This is a genomic window from Clostridium sp. CS001 (assembly GCF_020443565.1).
Taxonomy (GTDB): domain Bacteria; phylum Bacillota; class Clostridia; order Clostridiales; family Clostridiaceae; genus Clostridium_AD.
The window spans coordinates 113,802-128,429 of record NZ_JAIZZN010000009.1; the positions used below are offsets into that span (position 1 = coordinate 113,802).

Consider the following 14,628-nt stretch of genomic DNA (forward strand, 5'->3'; position numbering starts at 1 on the left):
TTCTCCTTTATGTATTGACTTAAATGTTTTTAATGTTATTTAGAATCTTGCTTAAGGAATCCATTGTAATACTCTTCTCCTCTTCGCTTAAATTCACGGTTATAGAATTTGCCAACTTGTTAATTTCATCAAGGATCTTTGGAATTATAATCTTAGCCTTACCTGTTAAATATAACTTATATGCTCTAGAATCAGATTCATCTTCTTTTCTATCTAAATATCCAAGATTTATAAGTTTTGTGATAGTTCTCGCTGACATTGCCTTATCATAACCTATCTCTTTACTTATCTGACTTTGACTAATACCTTCATTTTTATTTAATACAAGTAAGTATGGGTAAGAACCGCTACTTAATCCGAATTCTTTTAATGCTTTATCCAAGTAGACTTGTGTAGTTCTGAAGATCTTATTATTTAATTTAATCAAAAGTATCATATCCTCTTGCAATGGTTAACCCCTTTCATATCTTATTATAAAGAAATCATTATCATTTTGATTGACAAGTCAACCTTATTATAACCATATTTGATTGATTAGTCAACTATATTTCTTGCTATGCAAAGAAAAAATTAGCAAGTAAAAACTAGTTACTAAATCCTAGTTTCCACTTGCTAATTCTATAAAACAAAATCCTAATTTATATAAAAATATTCTAAATTATAATATTAAGGTTTGAAAGGTTATTTTGGGTCATATCCAACCACAGTCCATATCCCTGTAGAATCTTGTCTTACTAATCTCTCTAAGTAAACCTTTGTTATAGGTGTTTTACTTCCACTTACCTCAACAATAGCCTCTTTATCATTTTTTTCAATAAGTTTTAAATCCTCTTCTTTAATAGGATAATCTCCTACAATACCTTGAGGTGAAATTTTTAAACTTACAAAAACTTGGGAAACAAAAACAGGGTCAAGTCTCCAAGGTGAATGTCCTGCATCTATACTTTTTTGATCATTTCTTTCAGTTTCTAAATCATAGGGAACTTTTACTTTAGGTGCCTTTATCAATGCTTCATCTTTTGGCAACTCCACAGTGCTATTGGTGGTGGCTTTTATGAATGTAGCTAATTCTGTAAGCGTTGTATCTCCAAGCATTGTAAATTCTAACCCATCCTGTTGCCACCTAATGGAATTTATATTAGTCATACTGTCATACATACCACCACCTAATACTCTAGAGGTGCTTTCCATAGGATATTGTATTTCTGCAATATTATTATCGACTTTTCCAAGGATTGCAGAATAAACAGGTACTAATTTACCCTTTGATTTTCCTTGCAAAAGTATTATAGTTTTCTTTTCATCTGTGGAAGTGTAACTTGTCTTAACAGTTTGATCATTAGTGACTACAGATATAATACCTTTATTGTATCCATTAGGAATCTCTTGTGGTAACTTTGGCATAAAGTCAACAATGCCTTTAGCTTCCTCAATGTTGGTTACTAGTTGTTCAGGGCTGGTATTCACTTCTTTGAACCCTTCTGGTAAATTATATACCATTAGCTCTTTTGGTATGGCATCTTTAAAATCTATACTTGCGTAGGATATTTTATATTGTGTGGAATTTGTAATGCTGGATTGCTTTTGTAGTGGCATTTTACTTTCTTTATCAATCCAAATTTTATAGGTACTTCCCCCTTGTGGTGTCACTTCCAAAATTGTAGTAAGTCTCCCGGCTATAGTTTCATCTCCCACAACCTTTGTGGATACAGCACTTTTAATCTGATCTATTTCCTTTCCAATCTCAAAAGCAAATCTATATAGATCAGGAAAAACTGGGAAAATATCTACTTCCTTTTCTGTAGGCTGTACCTGCCATTTTTGCTTACCATTATTTACTGTAACTAAACCCTTTTGAAAACCTTCTAATTCCTTTACGTAATATTGTCCTGATTTATCAGACCATGCTTCTATTTTACCTTGCATTTCTTCATTTCCCGCATTGTTTATAGTTACAATTTGAATTATTCCATGATAAGTCTTCATCTCGTTATAGGCCTTTGTCATAGCGTAGACTATGTTATTCTTTCCAATTGGGAGCACCATATTTGCTGTGAAAAATATCGCGAGCACTGCTGCAATAGACCCTAAAGAAAGAATAAATTTTTTTGAACTTATTTCATTATCATGTTCTTTAGGTTTCTTTTCATCATTTAAACTATCAATATAATAAGATAATTCTTTTTCATTAAAGCTCATAACCTACTCCTCCTCGTGATAAGTTCAACTCCTTCTTTCCTAGCTAGGTTTACAACAATAAAGACGCTAAGTGACCATTAATATTACAGTAATCCACAATATTATTTTTAATCTTGCTTATTATCTTTAGTATTATTGTAATCCTATATGCAAGAAAACCAAAATGGTTTTAAATAAAGCAATTTATGGGCTAAAATAAAAGAAATCAGTTTATCCACTTAGGGATTAACTGATTTCTTTTACGTAATTAATATTTACTACCACGTGAATCAAGCTCTATGCATTAGAACATGCCACTTGCCACGTGGGTGGCACTAAAAAACTGATTTGAAGAATACTGCTGCTACTATAGCTCCACATATTGGTGCTACTACTGGTATCCATGCATATCCCCAGTCTGAACCTTGTTTGTTTTTGATTGGAAGGAAAGCATGTGCTATTCTTGGTCCAAGGTCCCTTGCTGGATTAATTGCGTAACCTGTTGTTCCACCTAAAGTTAAACCGATTACTAATATGATACCACCTACAACCAGACCACCAACTCCATCAGCAAATTTTGTATTTACAAAACCTAAAAGAGCGAATACTAATATGAAAGTGCCTATGAATTCTGAAACAAAGTTTTGGAAAGTGTTTCTTATAGCAGGTCCAGTACAGAATACAGCTCTTTTTAAATCTGCATCTTCTGTAGCCTCAAAATGATCTCTATAATGTAGATAAACAAGACAAGCTCCTACTATAGCGCCACCCATTTGTGCAACAATATATCCTGGCACTTGCTCCCAAGGGAATTTTCCGATTACTGCTAAGGATAAAGTCAAGGCTGGGTTAAAACTTGCGCCTGATATTGGTCCAAAGATAAATGCAGGAATGGCAACAGCTAATGCCCATCCAAATGCTATAACTATTAATCCGCTGTTATTACCTTTTGTTTTATTTAGTAGTACGTTGGCAACTACTGCATCCCCTAATAAAATCAGCATTGCTGTTCCTAAAAATTCCGCTAAATAAATTGACATTGAATATCCCCCTTATAATATTAATTAAAATTTATTAAAATAATCTAAAATTACTCTGCCCAGTTTTGAGATCTACCAACTGCTTTATGCCATCCAACAAGTAATGCTTCTCTTTTTTCTGCTTCCATATTAGCCATAAATGATCTTGATAATGCCCAATTACTACGGATGTCTTCTTTATCTTTCCAATAACCTACTGCAAGTCCTGCAAGGTAAGCTGCACCAAGTGCTGTAGTTTCAATTATTTCTGGTCTATCAACTTGAACTCCAAGTATATCTGCTTGGAATTGCATTAAGAAGTTATTTGCACAAGCTCCCCCGTCAACCTTTAATGCTTTAAGTTCAATTCCAGAGTCTTCTTGCATTGCTTTTAATACGTCGTTAGTTTGATATGCTATTGATTCCAAGGTAGCACGAATTAAATGTTCTTTTTTTGCTCCTCTTGTTAATCCAACAATTGCCCCTCTTGCATATTGATCCCAGTATGGTGCTCCAAGTCCTACAAAGGCAGGAACCATGTAAACTCCATTAGTGTCTTCAACTTCCATTGCATATTTCTCAGAATCTGCAGCATTTTTTATCATTCTAAGTTCATCTCTTAACCATTGAATCGCAGCTCCAGCAATAAATACGCTACCTTCAAGTGCATATTCAACTTTTCCCTCAGCTCCCCAAGCAATTGTAGTTAATAAGCCATTTTTTGATTCTACAGCTTTTTCTCCTGTGTTCATTAGAAGGAAAGCTCCAGTTCCATAAGTGTTTTTAGCAGTTCCAGCCTCGAAGCAGCATTGCCCGAATAGTGCAGCTTGTTGATCTCCAGCCGCTCCTGATATTGGTATTTCAGCGCCAAATAAAGATGAATCTGTATTTCCATAAATACAACTTGACGGTTTAGCTTCTGGTAACATGCATAAAGGTATATTTAACTCATTTAATATTTCTTCGTCCCATTTTAATTCATGAATATTAAAGAGTAGAGTTCTTGAAGCATTAGAATAATCAGTTACATGTGTTTTTCCTTTAGTCAAATTCCAAATTAGCCAAGCATCCACATTTCCGAATAATAAGTGACCATTTTCAGCGTCTTCCTTTGCACCTTCTACATTATCAAGAATCCATTTAACCTTTGTCCCTGAAAAATATGCATCCAGAACTAATCCAGTTTTTTCTTTTACAACTTTATCAAAGCCTTTCGCTTTAAGTTCATCACACATATTAGCTGTTCTTCTACATTGCCACACAATAGCATTGTAGACAGGTACTCCTGTTCTTTTATCCCATACAATAGTAGTTTCTCTTTGATTTGTTATTCCAATAGCTGCAATGTCATCGGCATTCGCTCCAACCTTTGCCATTGCTTCTACAGCAACTGATAATTGTGAGGACCATATTTCCATAGGATCATGTTCTACCCAACCTGCATTTGGATAAATCTGAGTAAACTCCTTTTGTGCAACACTTTCAATTAGTCCCTGTTTGTTGAATAAAATACATCTTGAACTGGTTGTCCCTTGATCTAGTGCCATTACAAATTTGTTCATTTTAATACCCCCCACTTTTTACTTAATTGATTATTTTATATAGAAAAAAGCCGCGCAAAATAAAGTCTTAAACTTTTAAATTCACACGGCTCTCATTTCTCTGCCATAAAATACACTAATTTAGTTATTTTTAATACTTTTAGTTGCAATAAAACTTACACCAGTATTTGCAACATTTTTTAAAATTATATCGCCAATATTAATTGGGGCATTTACCTTTACTTTCTTTAAATCTCTCATACATTCTTCAATCTTATTTTTAGGGATATCCTTTTCAGTCTTAACTGGTAGCATTAACTCTCTCCCATGGATTACCTCCACTGTAGAAGTTAAAATTCTTGTAGGACTTGTACATTCCTTTATTCCATACTCTTCTCCTATTTTACAGCTGTTTCCTGTTACTTGTACATTACTTCCATCACCGATTTCTACGTAAAGGACACATCCCATTGGACACCCTATACAAATTAATTCTCTCTTTTCCATAATGTTTACTCCTTATCTATCTTTACTATTATTTCTTTACAATTAGAACACTTTTCAAAAAAAGTTTTAGGAACTTTTAATTCTTCCATTTCCCCTGGAGTAAGTATTCGTTTTTTAATATGGACCATTCTAGTTTCATCAAAATATAGTGATACGTAGTTCTCTTTAAATACCTCTCCGACTCTAAATCTTATTGTTATAAATTTATCAACCTTTGAACTGTCAATTAGCGATGGAACTGTATATCGTACTCCACACTCTCCTCGAACTTTAATATACTCACCGTGTTTTTTATCTCCATTTACATACTTTGCTGCTTCTTTTCCTGCACTAGAACTTTCTAGAGATACATTATCAGCTAAATCATGGACATGTAGCACATTGCCACAAGCAAATATACCATCAATATTCGTCTCCATTGACTCATTTACAATTGGCCCCCCTGTTATATCTGATAATATAACTCCTGCACTTTTAGACAGTTCATTTTCTGGAATTAATCCCACAGATAAAAGTAATGCATCACAACTTATAAATTCCTCAGTTTCCTTAATGGGCCTCCTGTTTTCATCAACTTTTGCAATGGTCACTCCCTCTAGTCTGTCTTTGCCTTTTATATTTACAACAGTATGACTAAGTTTTAGTGGAATATTGTAGTCATCTAAACATTGAACAACGTTTCTTTTTAACCCACTTGAATAGGGCATAAGTTCCACCACTGCTTTTACTTTTGCACCCTCTAAGGTCATTCTCCTTGCCATTATGAGTCCAATATCCCCAGAACCTAAAATAACAACTGTCTTTCCAGGTATATATCCTTTAATATTTACAAACTTTTGAGCTGTACCTGCAGTAAGAATACCAGCGCATCTACTACCTGGGATATTTATTGCTCCTCGAGGCCTCTCCCTGCAACCCATAGCCAAAATAATCGCCTTTGCTTTAATTTCTAGGACACCACTTCCACTCACTGCTGTTATAACCTTTTCCTTAGTTATTTCTAATACCATAGTGCTTAATGCATAGGGTATTTTATATTCCTTCACTTTATCAATAAATCTAATGGCGTACTCAGGTCCTGTGAGTTCCTCTTTGAAGGTATGAAGACCAAATCCATTATGAATACACTGATTTAATATTCCCCCAAGCTGATTTTCCCTTTCTAATATTAAAATATCTTCTATCCCATCCTCCCTAGCTGCTATAGCTGCTGCAATGCCTGCAGGGCCACCACCGATTATTACCATGTCAATGTTTTGCATAAATAGCCCCCCTGTTATATTATAAATTTGCCTTGTTTTTTCCAACTAATAGTTTTGATTCTCCTCCAGACTTTGTAACTTCTGTGAGGTCAAGGTTTAATTCTTTGCATAAAATATCTACAACTCTTGAGATGCAAAAACCCGCTTGGCATCTTCCTCCGCCAGCTCTCGTTCTTCTTTTAACTCCATCAATAGTTGTAGCTCCTAAGGGCCGATTAATGGAGTCTTTTATTTCTGCTTCAGTAATAACTTCACATCTACAGACTATTGTTCCATATTGAGGATTACTCTTTATAAGAGCCTCTTTTTTTTCATTATTTAATTCTCTAAATTTTATAATGCCCGTTCTTGTACTTATAAAATTGTCTTTTAAAGTTGCTTTCAACATATCTTTTACCATAAGTGCAACCATTTCTGCAATTGCTGGTGCAGAAGTTAATCCTGGTGACTCAATACCTGCAACATTTACAAATCCAGGTAAATCTTTTACTTCACCTATTATAAAGTCATCACTGTTAGTTCTTGCTCTGAGTCCCGAGAAAGAGGTAATTATTTGATTTGTGGGTATATTTTTTATGCTTAATCTAGCTTTATTAATAATGTCATCTAATCCTTCTTTTGTAGTATCTAAGTTTTCTTTATCTTCTATATCCACAGCATTAGGCCCTATAAGTAAATTCCCATCCACTGTTGGGGTAACTAATACTCCTTTTCCTAGCTTTGTAGGTAGCTGAAATATAGTTTTTGTAACTAAATCTTTAGTAACTTTATCAAACAAACAATATTCGCCTTTTCTAGGTTTAATATTAAACTTCTCATGTGCTATTAGATTATTTATTACATCCGAATATAAGCCAGCTGCATTTATAATAACCTTGCCTTCTATGGTAGCTTTTGTTTCTGGGCACTTATCATCACTTATTAATAGTTTATATCCACCACGAATTTTCTCCACGCCCACTACTTGCTCTCCAAAATTGAATTCCACACCATTACTAAAGGCATTTTCCGCCATTGCTATATTCATTTCATAAGGACAAACTATTCCACCTGTAGGGGCAAATAATGCTGCCACAACATTTTCTGAAACATTAGGTTCCATCTTCCTTGTTTCTTCTCCGCTTAATATTTTAAGATCAGGCACTCCATTAATTTCACCTTGCTCTTTGAGCAGCTCTAGGTCTCCCCTACTCGCTTCATCAAAGCATAGAACCAAAGAACCATTTTTAATAAATGGAAAATCTAAATCCTTTGATAACTTCTCAAACATAGAATTACCCTTGACGTTTAGTTTAGCCTTTAGTGTATTTGGTTTGGCATCAAAACCCCCATGTACAATTGCACTATTAGCTTTTGTTGTTCCCATTGCCAAGTCTAATTCTTTTTCAACGTTAATTACCTTCAAATTATATTTACTAATTTCCCTGGCAATAGACGCTCCTATAATTCCTGCACCTATAATTACTACATCATACATTAAATGACCCCCTTGATTTTTGCTTGTACTGTTTTAGTAAAACAAAAAACCACAATTAAAGTTTAATGCTTTAATTGTGGCTCTCAAATTCTCAGCCAAGATATATAGTTAATTCTAATGAATATGTTTCCCATATAATAAGTATATGAATTTTATTTTGGTTTATTACTTTATTGTATGTATTTGAAGAATGTTTTGTGCTAATCTTTACACTAATTTCTAAGGACTTTTCCAAGTATACAAATTTAAATAAAAGATCAGTTAACCTATTTATGGATTAACTGATTTTTCATTTAAATTTAAATTTTAATTTTAATAGTTATGGTTTGCCACTCTGTGAAGCAGGTTTCATGCATTAACACATTCTACTTGCCACTTGCCACGTGGGTGGCACCTAAAATATCGCTTGGAAGAACACTGCAGCAACTATAGCTCCGCATATAGGTGCAACTATTGGAATCCATGCATATCCCCAATCAGACCCTTGTTTGTTTTTGATTGGAAGGAAAGCATGTGCTATTCTTGGTCCTAAATCCCTTGCTGGGTTAATTGCGTAACCAGTTGTACCACCTAAGGTTAAACCAATTACTAAAATAATACCCCCTACAACCAGACCACCAACTCCATCAGCAAATTTTGTATTTACAAAACCTAAAAGTGCAAATACTAATATGAAAGTACCAATAAATTCTGAAACAAAGTTTTGGAAAGTGTCTCTTATAGCTGGTGCTGTGCAGAATACAGCTCTTTTTGTATCTGCATCCTCTGTAGCATCAAAATGATTTCTATAATGTAAGTAAACTAGACAAGCTCCTACTATGGCACCAAGCATCTGTGCAATAATGTATCCTGGCACCTGGTCCCAAGGTAACTTTCCTATTACAGCTAAAGCTAAAGTCAAAGCTGGATTAAAGCTTGCTCCCGATATTGGTCCAAAAATAAATGCTGGTATAGCAACAGCTAGCGCCCACCCAAAGGCTATAACTATTAACCCACCGTTATTGCCTTTTGTTTTACTAAGTATTACGTTTGCAACTACTGCATCCCCTAGTAGAATTAGCATTGCAGTTCCTAAAAATTCCGCTAAATAAATTGACATTAATACCATCCCCCTTAATACTAATTAAAAATTTATTAGAATAAACTTAAATTACTCTGCCCAATCCTGAGATCTACCAACCGCTTTATGCCACCCCTTAAGCAATTCTTCTCTTTTTTCCACTTCCATATTAGCCTTAAACGCTCTTGATAGTGCCCAATTGCTACGTATGTCTTCTTTATCCTTCCAGTATCCTACAGCAAGTCCTGCAAGGTAAGCTGCCCCAAGTGCAGTTGTCTCAATTATTTCAGGTCTATCAACTTGCACTCCTAATACATCTGCCTGGAATTGCATTAAGAAGTTATTTGCACAAGCTCCACCGTCAACTTTTAAAGCCTTAAGTTCAATTCCAGAATCTTCTTGCATTGCTTTTAGCACGTCATTAGTTTGATATGCTATAGATTCTAAAGTTGCACGAATTAGATGTTCTTTTTTTGCTCCTCTTGTTAATCCAACGATTGCACCTCTTGCATATTGATCCCAGTATGGTGCTCCAAGTCCTACAAAAGCAGGAACCATGTACACTCCATTTGTATCTTCAACTGCTGTTGCATATCTCTCAGAGTCTGCCGCATTATCTATCATTCTAAGTTCATCTCTTAACCACTGAATTGCAGCTCCAGCAATAAATACACTGCCCTCAAGTGCATATTCAACTTTTCCCTCTGCGCCCCAAGCAATAGTGGTTAATAATCCATTTTTTGATTCTACAGCTTTTTCTCCAGTGTTCATTAAAAGGAAAGCTCCAGTTCCGTAAGTGTTTTTAGCAGTTCCAGGTTCAAAGCAGCATTGTCCAAATAGCGCAGCTTGTTGATCTCCTGCAGCTCCAGCTATTGGTATTTCAGCTCCAAATAAAGTTGCATCTGTATTCCCATAAACACAGCTTGATGGTTTAACTTCTGGCAACATGCATAAAGGTATATTTAACTCTTTTAAGATTTCCGCGTCCCATTTTAATTCATGGATATTAAATAACATAGTTCTTGAAGCATTAGAATAATCAGTTACATATGTTTTTCCCTTAGTCAAATTCCAAATTAGCCAAGCATCAACATTTCCAAATAATAAGTTACCTTTTTCAGCATTTTCTCTTGCACCTTCTACATTATCAAGAATCCATTTAACCTTTGTTCCTGAGAAATATGCGTCAAGAATTAACCCAGTCTTTTCTTTTACAACCTTATCAAAGCCTTTTGCTTTAAGATCATCACACATATTTGCTGTTCTTCTACATTGCCATACTATAGCATTGTAAACCGGTAAGCCTGTCCTTTTGTCCCATACAATTGTAGTTTCTCTTTGATTCGTTATTCCAATGGCTGCTATGTCTGAAGCTTCTGCGCCCACCTTTGCCATTGCTTCAATAGCAACAGAGAATTGTGAGGACCATATTTCTATGGGATTATGTTCTACCCAACCTGCATTTGGATAAATTTGGTCAAACTCTTTTTGTGCACTACTTTCAATAAGTCCTTCCTTATTAAATAAAATACACCTTGAACTGGTTGTCCCTTGGTCTAACGCCATTACAAACTTACTCATTTTAATACCCCTCCATTTTCAAATGTAATCGGTTACCTTGTGAATATAGAAAAGGCCGAACAAAATAAAGTATAAAACCTTTATCTTGCTCAGCTCTCATTTCTCTAGCCTAACATAGATCTATTTAATTGTTTAAATCCCAGAGTTCCTGTGCCGTTGTAGATACTGCCATGGCACCTGCACTTATAGATTCCATTATTTCTTTTTTTGTATTTATTAAACCACCTGCAATTATAGGAAGATTTATCTCCTTCTCAAGAGATCTTATTATCTTACTGGCAATCCCCGGCATAACCTCAACTGCATTAGGTGAAACTGCTTGTATATTCTTTATACCTGTTTCAAGGGACAAAGAATCTATAACAAATATTCTCATAATAGTATATAACCCTAATTTATGTCCATACTTAATATTATTTTGCTTTGTAGTAATTATTCCAAAAGGGTTTGCATGTTGTTTAATAAACTCAATCCCCTTTTGATCACTTTTTAATCCATCTATCATATCTACATGAATAAATACGATTTTATTGACCTTTTTTAAAGTATCACATATTTCTTTTATGTTTGTAATTGAACCATAAAGTATAAATACAATTTGAACTTTACTTAGAGTTATCTTTTTTAAGTCATTATCATTCCTAATCGCACCAACTACTGGATTTTCTATTAAAAGTTCCTCAAAGGAGAATGCATTCATTTTATTGCCTCCAGATTTATATTTAACTAATAATGGCACTATTGAACTCTATTTTTACATATCCCAATTGGATAGTCAATAGTTTTTTTTAATATGCACATTTTGGTCATATTGTACATTTTAGTTGTATTATTCTATAATTGTTCTAAATATCCTTAGTTGCAATGAAATTCACACCAGTATTGGCAACATCTTTTAAAATTATATCTCCAATGTTAATCGGCGCCTTTACCTTTATTCCCTTTAAAGCCTTAATGCATTCTAAAATTTTATCCTTTGGAACATCCCTTTCTGTTTTAACTGGAAGCATTAACTTATCGGTGCCGATTACCTCCACTGTGGAAGTCAAAATTCTCGTAGGACTGATACATTCCTTCATTCCATAAGTCTCACCTATTTTGCAAGCATTACCAGTTATGCGTACATTACTTTCATCACTGATTTCAGCACTTAGCATGCATCCAGTAGGGCAACCTATGCATATTAATTCTCTCTTTTCCATAACCCTTACTCCTTTTCTATCTTTACTGTTATTTCTTTGCAATTAGGATATTTATCAAAAATAGTCTTTGGAATTTTCAGTTCTTCCATTTCTCCTGGTGCAAGTATCTTTTTCTTAATATGAAGCACCCTAGTTTCATCAAAATATAGTGATATATAGCTTTCTTTAAACACCTTTCCTACTCTAAACCTTACTGTTATTGACTTGTCTACCTTTGAACTATTAATTAACGAAGGAACAGTGTATCTTACGCCACAAGTTCCATTAACACTAATATACTCTCCCTGTGTTTTATCTTCCTTTACATATCTGGCTGCTGTTTTTCCTGCACTGGCACTTTCTGAGGATACATTGTCAACTAAGTCATGAACATGCAAAACATTACCACAGGCAAATATTCCTTCAATATTTGTTTCCATTGATTCATTTACAAGTGGTCCACCGGTAACCCCTGATAAGGAAACTCCTGCACTTTTAGATAGCTCATTTTCTGGAACAAGGCCTACTGAAAGAAGTAGTGTATCACAGCTTATGAATTCCTCTGTTCCTTTAATTGGCCTTTTGTTTTCGTCCACTTTTACAATAGTTACACCTTCTAATCTATCTTTCCCTTTAATATTTACAACCGTATGACTTAGTTTTAATGGAATGTTATAATCATCTAGGCACTGAACCACATTTCTTTTTAAGCCACTTGAAAAAGGTTCGAGCTCCACAACTGCTTTTACTTTAGCGCCTTCAAATGTCATTCTTCTAGCCATTATAAGTCCTATATCACCTGATCCTAGAATCACCACTTCTGTTCCAGGCATATATCCTTCAATATTAACAAACTTTTGAGCAGCACCTGCAGTAAGAACTCCCGCACATCTGCTACCCGGAATATTTATAGCTCCCCGAGGTCTTTCTCTACATCCCATGGCCAAAATAATTGCTTTTGCAGTAATTTCTATGATTCCACTTCCACTCACTGCTGTTATAACCTTTTCCTTTGTTATTTCTAATACCATAGTATCTAATATGTATGGTATCTTACATTCCTTTACCTTATCAATATATCTAGTAGCGTACTCAGGTCCTGTGAGCTCCTCTTTAAAAGTATGCAGTCCAAACCCATTATGAATGCACTGATTCAATATTCCCCCAAGCTCGCTTTCTCTTTCTAATATTAAAATATTTTCTATGCCCTCTTCTTTAGCTGCTATAGCTGCTGCAAGCCCCGCAGGCCCGCCTCCGATTATTACTATATCAATGTGCTTCATAAATAGCCTCCCCTATAATATTGCAAAAAATCTCTTTTAGAAATTGTCTTTATTTTTACCAATTACCAAGCTAGATTTTCCTCCAAACTTTGTAATCTCCTCTTTAGGAAGGTTTAATTCCGTGCTTAGAATATCTACAACTCTTGAAGTGCAAAAACCAGCTTGACATCTTCCCATTCCAGTCCTTGTTCTTTTTTTAACTCCATCAATAGTTTTAGCTCCTAGTGGTCTTCTAATTGCATCCTTTATTTCACCCTCAGTAACTACTTCGCATCTACACACTACTTTTCCATATTCAGGATTACTCTTTATAAGAGCATCTCTTTGAACATTATTAAGTTCCCTAAATCTCACAATGCCTTTTCTTGTGCTTATGAAATTCTCTTTTAGAGTGGCTTTCAAAATATCCCTTGCCATGGTAGCAACCATTTCTGCAATTGCCGGTGCAGAAGTTAACCCTGGGGAGTCAATACTTGCAACATTTATAAATCCAGGCGAATTTTTCACTTCACCAATTATAAAATCATCATTTTTATTTTTAGCCCTTAAGCCTGAAAAAGAAGTGATAATTTGATTTGTTGGTATGCTTTCTATACTTAACCTAGCTTTATCAATAATTTCATCTAAGCCCTCTTTGGTAGTATCCAAGTTTTCTTTTTCATCTACATCTATGGCGTTTGGTCCTATAAGTAAATTTCCATCAACTGTGGGCGTAACTAATACTCCTTTTCCTAGCTTTGTAGGTAATTGAAATATAGTTTTTGTAACCAAATTCCCCACAGCTTTGTCAAATAAGCAGTACTCACCTTTCTTAGGTAAAATACTAAACTTTTCATCAGAAATAAAATTATTTATTACATCTGAATACAAACCAGCTGCATTTATAATTACTTTCCCTTCTATAATAGATATGACGTCTTTAGACTCATGTTTATTTATTAACAAACTATACCCATCATGAATCTTTTTAATGTCCACCACCTTAGCCCCAAACTTAAATTCCACACCATTAATAAAAGAGTTTTCAGCCATGGCTATATTCATTTCATAAGGACAAACTATCCCTCCTGTTGGTGCAAATAAGGCTGCTACTACTTTTTTAGAGACATTCGGTTCCATTTCTCTAGTTTCTTCCCCTGTTAATATTTGAAGACCAGGAACTCCATTAATTTCACCTTGTTTCTTAAGTAATTCTAGGTTTTCTTTATCAGCCTCATCAAAGCATAGAACTAAAGATCCATTTTTCTTAAATGGAAAATCAAGCTCCTTTGACAACCTATCAAACATAGCGTTGCCTTTAGCATTTAATCTACCTTTAAAAGTATTTGGCTCTGCATCAAAGCCCGCATGAACAATTGCACTGTTAGCTTTTGTTGTTCCAGAAGCTACATCTATTTCTTTTTCCACTACTATTACCTTCAAATTGTATTTGCTAATTTCTCTAGCTACAGATGCACCTATAATTCCTGCTCCAATAATTATTACATCATACATTAAATAATCACTCCTCTTTATAGTGCCACCCACGTGGCAAGTGGC

General features: G+C 34.6%; 13 protein-coding genes. All 13 read right to left on the minus strand.

Annotated elements, in window-relative coordinates; genetic code table 11:
- Positions 1 to 19 precede the first annotated feature (19 nt).
- On the minus strand, positions 20 to 448 hold the full coding sequence (locus LGK97_RS08480) for a MarR family winged helix-turn-helix transcriptional regulator (RefSeq protein ID WP_413228426.1): 429 nt from the start codon (positions 446 to 448) through the stop codon (positions 20 to 22).
- A 233-nt stretch (positions 449 to 681) separates the two neighbouring features.
- Positions 682 to 2,199: a LolA family protein gene (locus LGK97_RS08485; protein ID WP_226259324.1), complete on the minus strand. Its 1,518-nt coding sequence runs from the start codon at positions 2,197 to 2,199 to the stop codon at positions 682 to 684.
- A 314-nt stretch (positions 2,200 to 2,513) separates the two neighbouring features.
- The gene (locus LGK97_RS08490; protein WP_226259325.1) at positions 2,514 to 3,218 is read right to left on the minus strand and encodes an MIP/aquaporin family protein; all 705 of its coding nucleotides are present in this window, start codon (positions 3,216 to 3,218) and stop codon (positions 2,514 to 2,516) included.
- A gap of 50 nt (positions 3,219 to 3,268) precedes the next feature.
- A complete protein-coding gene (gene glpK / locus LGK97_RS08495) occupies positions 3,269 to 4,759 on the minus strand; it encodes a glycerol kinase GlpK (protein WP_226259326.1) in 1,491 nt (496 codons plus the stop codon).
- A gap of 120 nt (positions 4,760 to 4,879) precedes the next feature.
- On the minus strand, positions 4,880 to 5,245 hold the full coding sequence (locus LGK97_RS08500) for a DUF1667 domain-containing protein (protein ID WP_226259327.1): 366 nt from the start codon (positions 5,243 to 5,245) through the stop codon (positions 4,880 to 4,882).
- A 5-nt stretch (positions 5,246 to 5,250) separates the two neighbouring features.
- Positions 5,251 to 6,507 (minus strand): NAD(P)/FAD-dependent oxidoreductase, encoded by a 1,257-nt coding sequence (locus tag LGK97_RS08505; RefSeq protein WP_226259328.1) that lies wholly within the window; start codon positions 6,505 to 6,507, stop codon positions 5,251 to 5,253.
- Positions 6,508 to 6,526: 19 nt separating this feature from the next.
- On the minus strand, positions 6,527 to 7,984 hold the full coding sequence (locus tag LGK97_RS08510) for an NAD(P)/FAD-dependent oxidoreductase (RefSeq protein ID WP_226259329.1): 1,458 nt from the start codon (positions 7,982 to 7,984) through the stop codon (positions 6,527 to 6,529).
- Positions 7,985 to 8,378: 394 nt separating this feature from the next.
- Positions 8,379 to 9,083 (minus strand): MIP/aquaporin family protein, encoded by a 705-nt coding sequence (locus LGK97_RS08515; protein WP_226259330.1) that lies wholly within the window; start codon positions 9,081 to 9,083, stop codon positions 8,379 to 8,381.
- Positions 9,084 to 9,134: 51 nt separating this feature from the next.
- Positions 9,135 to 10,625 carry a glycerol kinase GlpK gene (gene glpK, locus LGK97_RS08520; protein ID WP_226259331.1) on the minus strand — a complete coding sequence of 497 codons (1,491 nt, stop codon included), beginning with the start codon at positions 10,623 to 10,625 and terminating at the stop codon, positions 9,135 to 9,137.
- Between the two features lie 124 nt (positions 10,626 to 10,749).
- On the minus strand, positions 10,750 to 11,325 hold the full coding sequence (locus LGK97_RS08525) for a glycerol-3-phosphate responsive antiterminator (protein WP_226259332.1): 576 nt from the start codon (positions 11,323 to 11,325) through the stop codon (positions 10,750 to 10,752).
- A 145-nt stretch (positions 11,326 to 11,470) separates the two neighbouring features.
- Positions 11,471 to 11,827 carry a DUF1667 domain-containing protein gene (locus LGK97_RS08530; RefSeq protein WP_226259333.1) on the minus strand — a complete coding sequence of 119 codons (357 nt, stop codon included), beginning with the start codon at positions 11,825 to 11,827 and terminating at the stop codon, positions 11,471 to 11,473.
- Between the two features lie 5 nt (positions 11,828 to 11,832).
- A complete protein-coding gene (locus LGK97_RS08535; protein ID WP_226259334.1) occupies positions 11,833 to 13,089 on the minus strand; it encodes an NAD(P)/FAD-dependent oxidoreductase in 1,257 nt (418 codons plus the stop codon).
- A gap of 36 nt (positions 13,090 to 13,125) precedes the next feature.
- Positions 13,126 to 14,583 (minus strand): NAD(P)/FAD-dependent oxidoreductase, encoded by a 1,458-nt coding sequence (locus LGK97_RS08540; RefSeq protein WP_226259366.1) that lies wholly within the window; start codon positions 14,581 to 14,583, stop codon positions 13,126 to 13,128.
- Between the last annotated feature and the right edge of the window lie 45 nt (positions 14,584 to 14,628).

What these genes read in the sequence shown, in the direction of transcription:
- LGK97_RS08525 (WP_226259332.1), bottom strand. Translation starts at nt 11,325, where the DNA reads ATGAATGCATTCTCCTTTGAGGAACTTTTAATAGAAAATCCAGTAGTT.
- glpK (WP_226259331.1), bottom strand. Translation starts at nt 10,625, where the DNA reads ATGAGTAAGTTTGTAATGGCGTTAGACCAAGGGACAACCAGTTCAAGG.
- LGK97_RS08500 (WP_226259327.1), bottom strand. Translation starts at nt 5,245, where the DNA reads ATGGAAAAGAGAGAATTAATTTGTATAGGGTGTCCAATGGGATGTGTC.
- LGK97_RS08485 (WP_226259324.1), bottom strand. Translation starts at nt 2,199, where the DNA reads ATGAGCTTTAATGAAAAAGAATTATCTTATTATATTGATAGTTTAAAT.
- LGK97_RS08490 (WP_226259325.1), bottom strand. Translation starts at nt 3,218, where the DNA reads ATGTCAATTTATTTAGCGGAATTTTTAGGAACAGCAATGCTGATTTTA.
- LGK97_RS08540 (WP_226259366.1), bottom strand. Translation starts at nt 14,583, where the DNA reads ATGTATGATGTAATAATTATTGGAGCAGGAATTATAGGTGCATCTGTA.
- LGK97_RS08535 (WP_226259334.1), bottom strand. Translation starts at nt 13,089, where the DNA reads ATGAAGCACATTGATATAGTAATAATCGGAGGCGGGCCTGCGGGGCTT.
- glpK (WP_226259326.1), bottom strand. Translation starts at nt 4,759, where the DNA reads ATGAACAAATTTGTAATGGCACTAGATCAAGGGACAACCAGTTCAAGA.
- LGK97_RS08510 (WP_226259329.1), bottom strand. Translation starts at nt 7,984, where the DNA reads ATGTATGATGTAGTAATTATAGGTGCAGGAATTATAGGAGCGTCTATT.
- LGK97_RS08530 (WP_226259333.1), bottom strand. Translation starts at nt 11,827, where the DNA reads ATGGAAAAGAGAGAATTAATATGCATAGGTTGCCCTACTGGATGCATG.
- LGK97_RS08515 (WP_226259330.1), bottom strand. Translation starts at nt 9,083, where the DNA reads ATGTCAATTTATTTAGCGGAATTTTTAGGAACTGCAATGCTAATTCTA.
- LGK97_RS08505 (WP_226259328.1), bottom strand. Translation starts at nt 6,507, where the DNA reads ATGCAAAACATTGACATGGTAATAATCGGTGGTGGCCCTGCAGGCATT.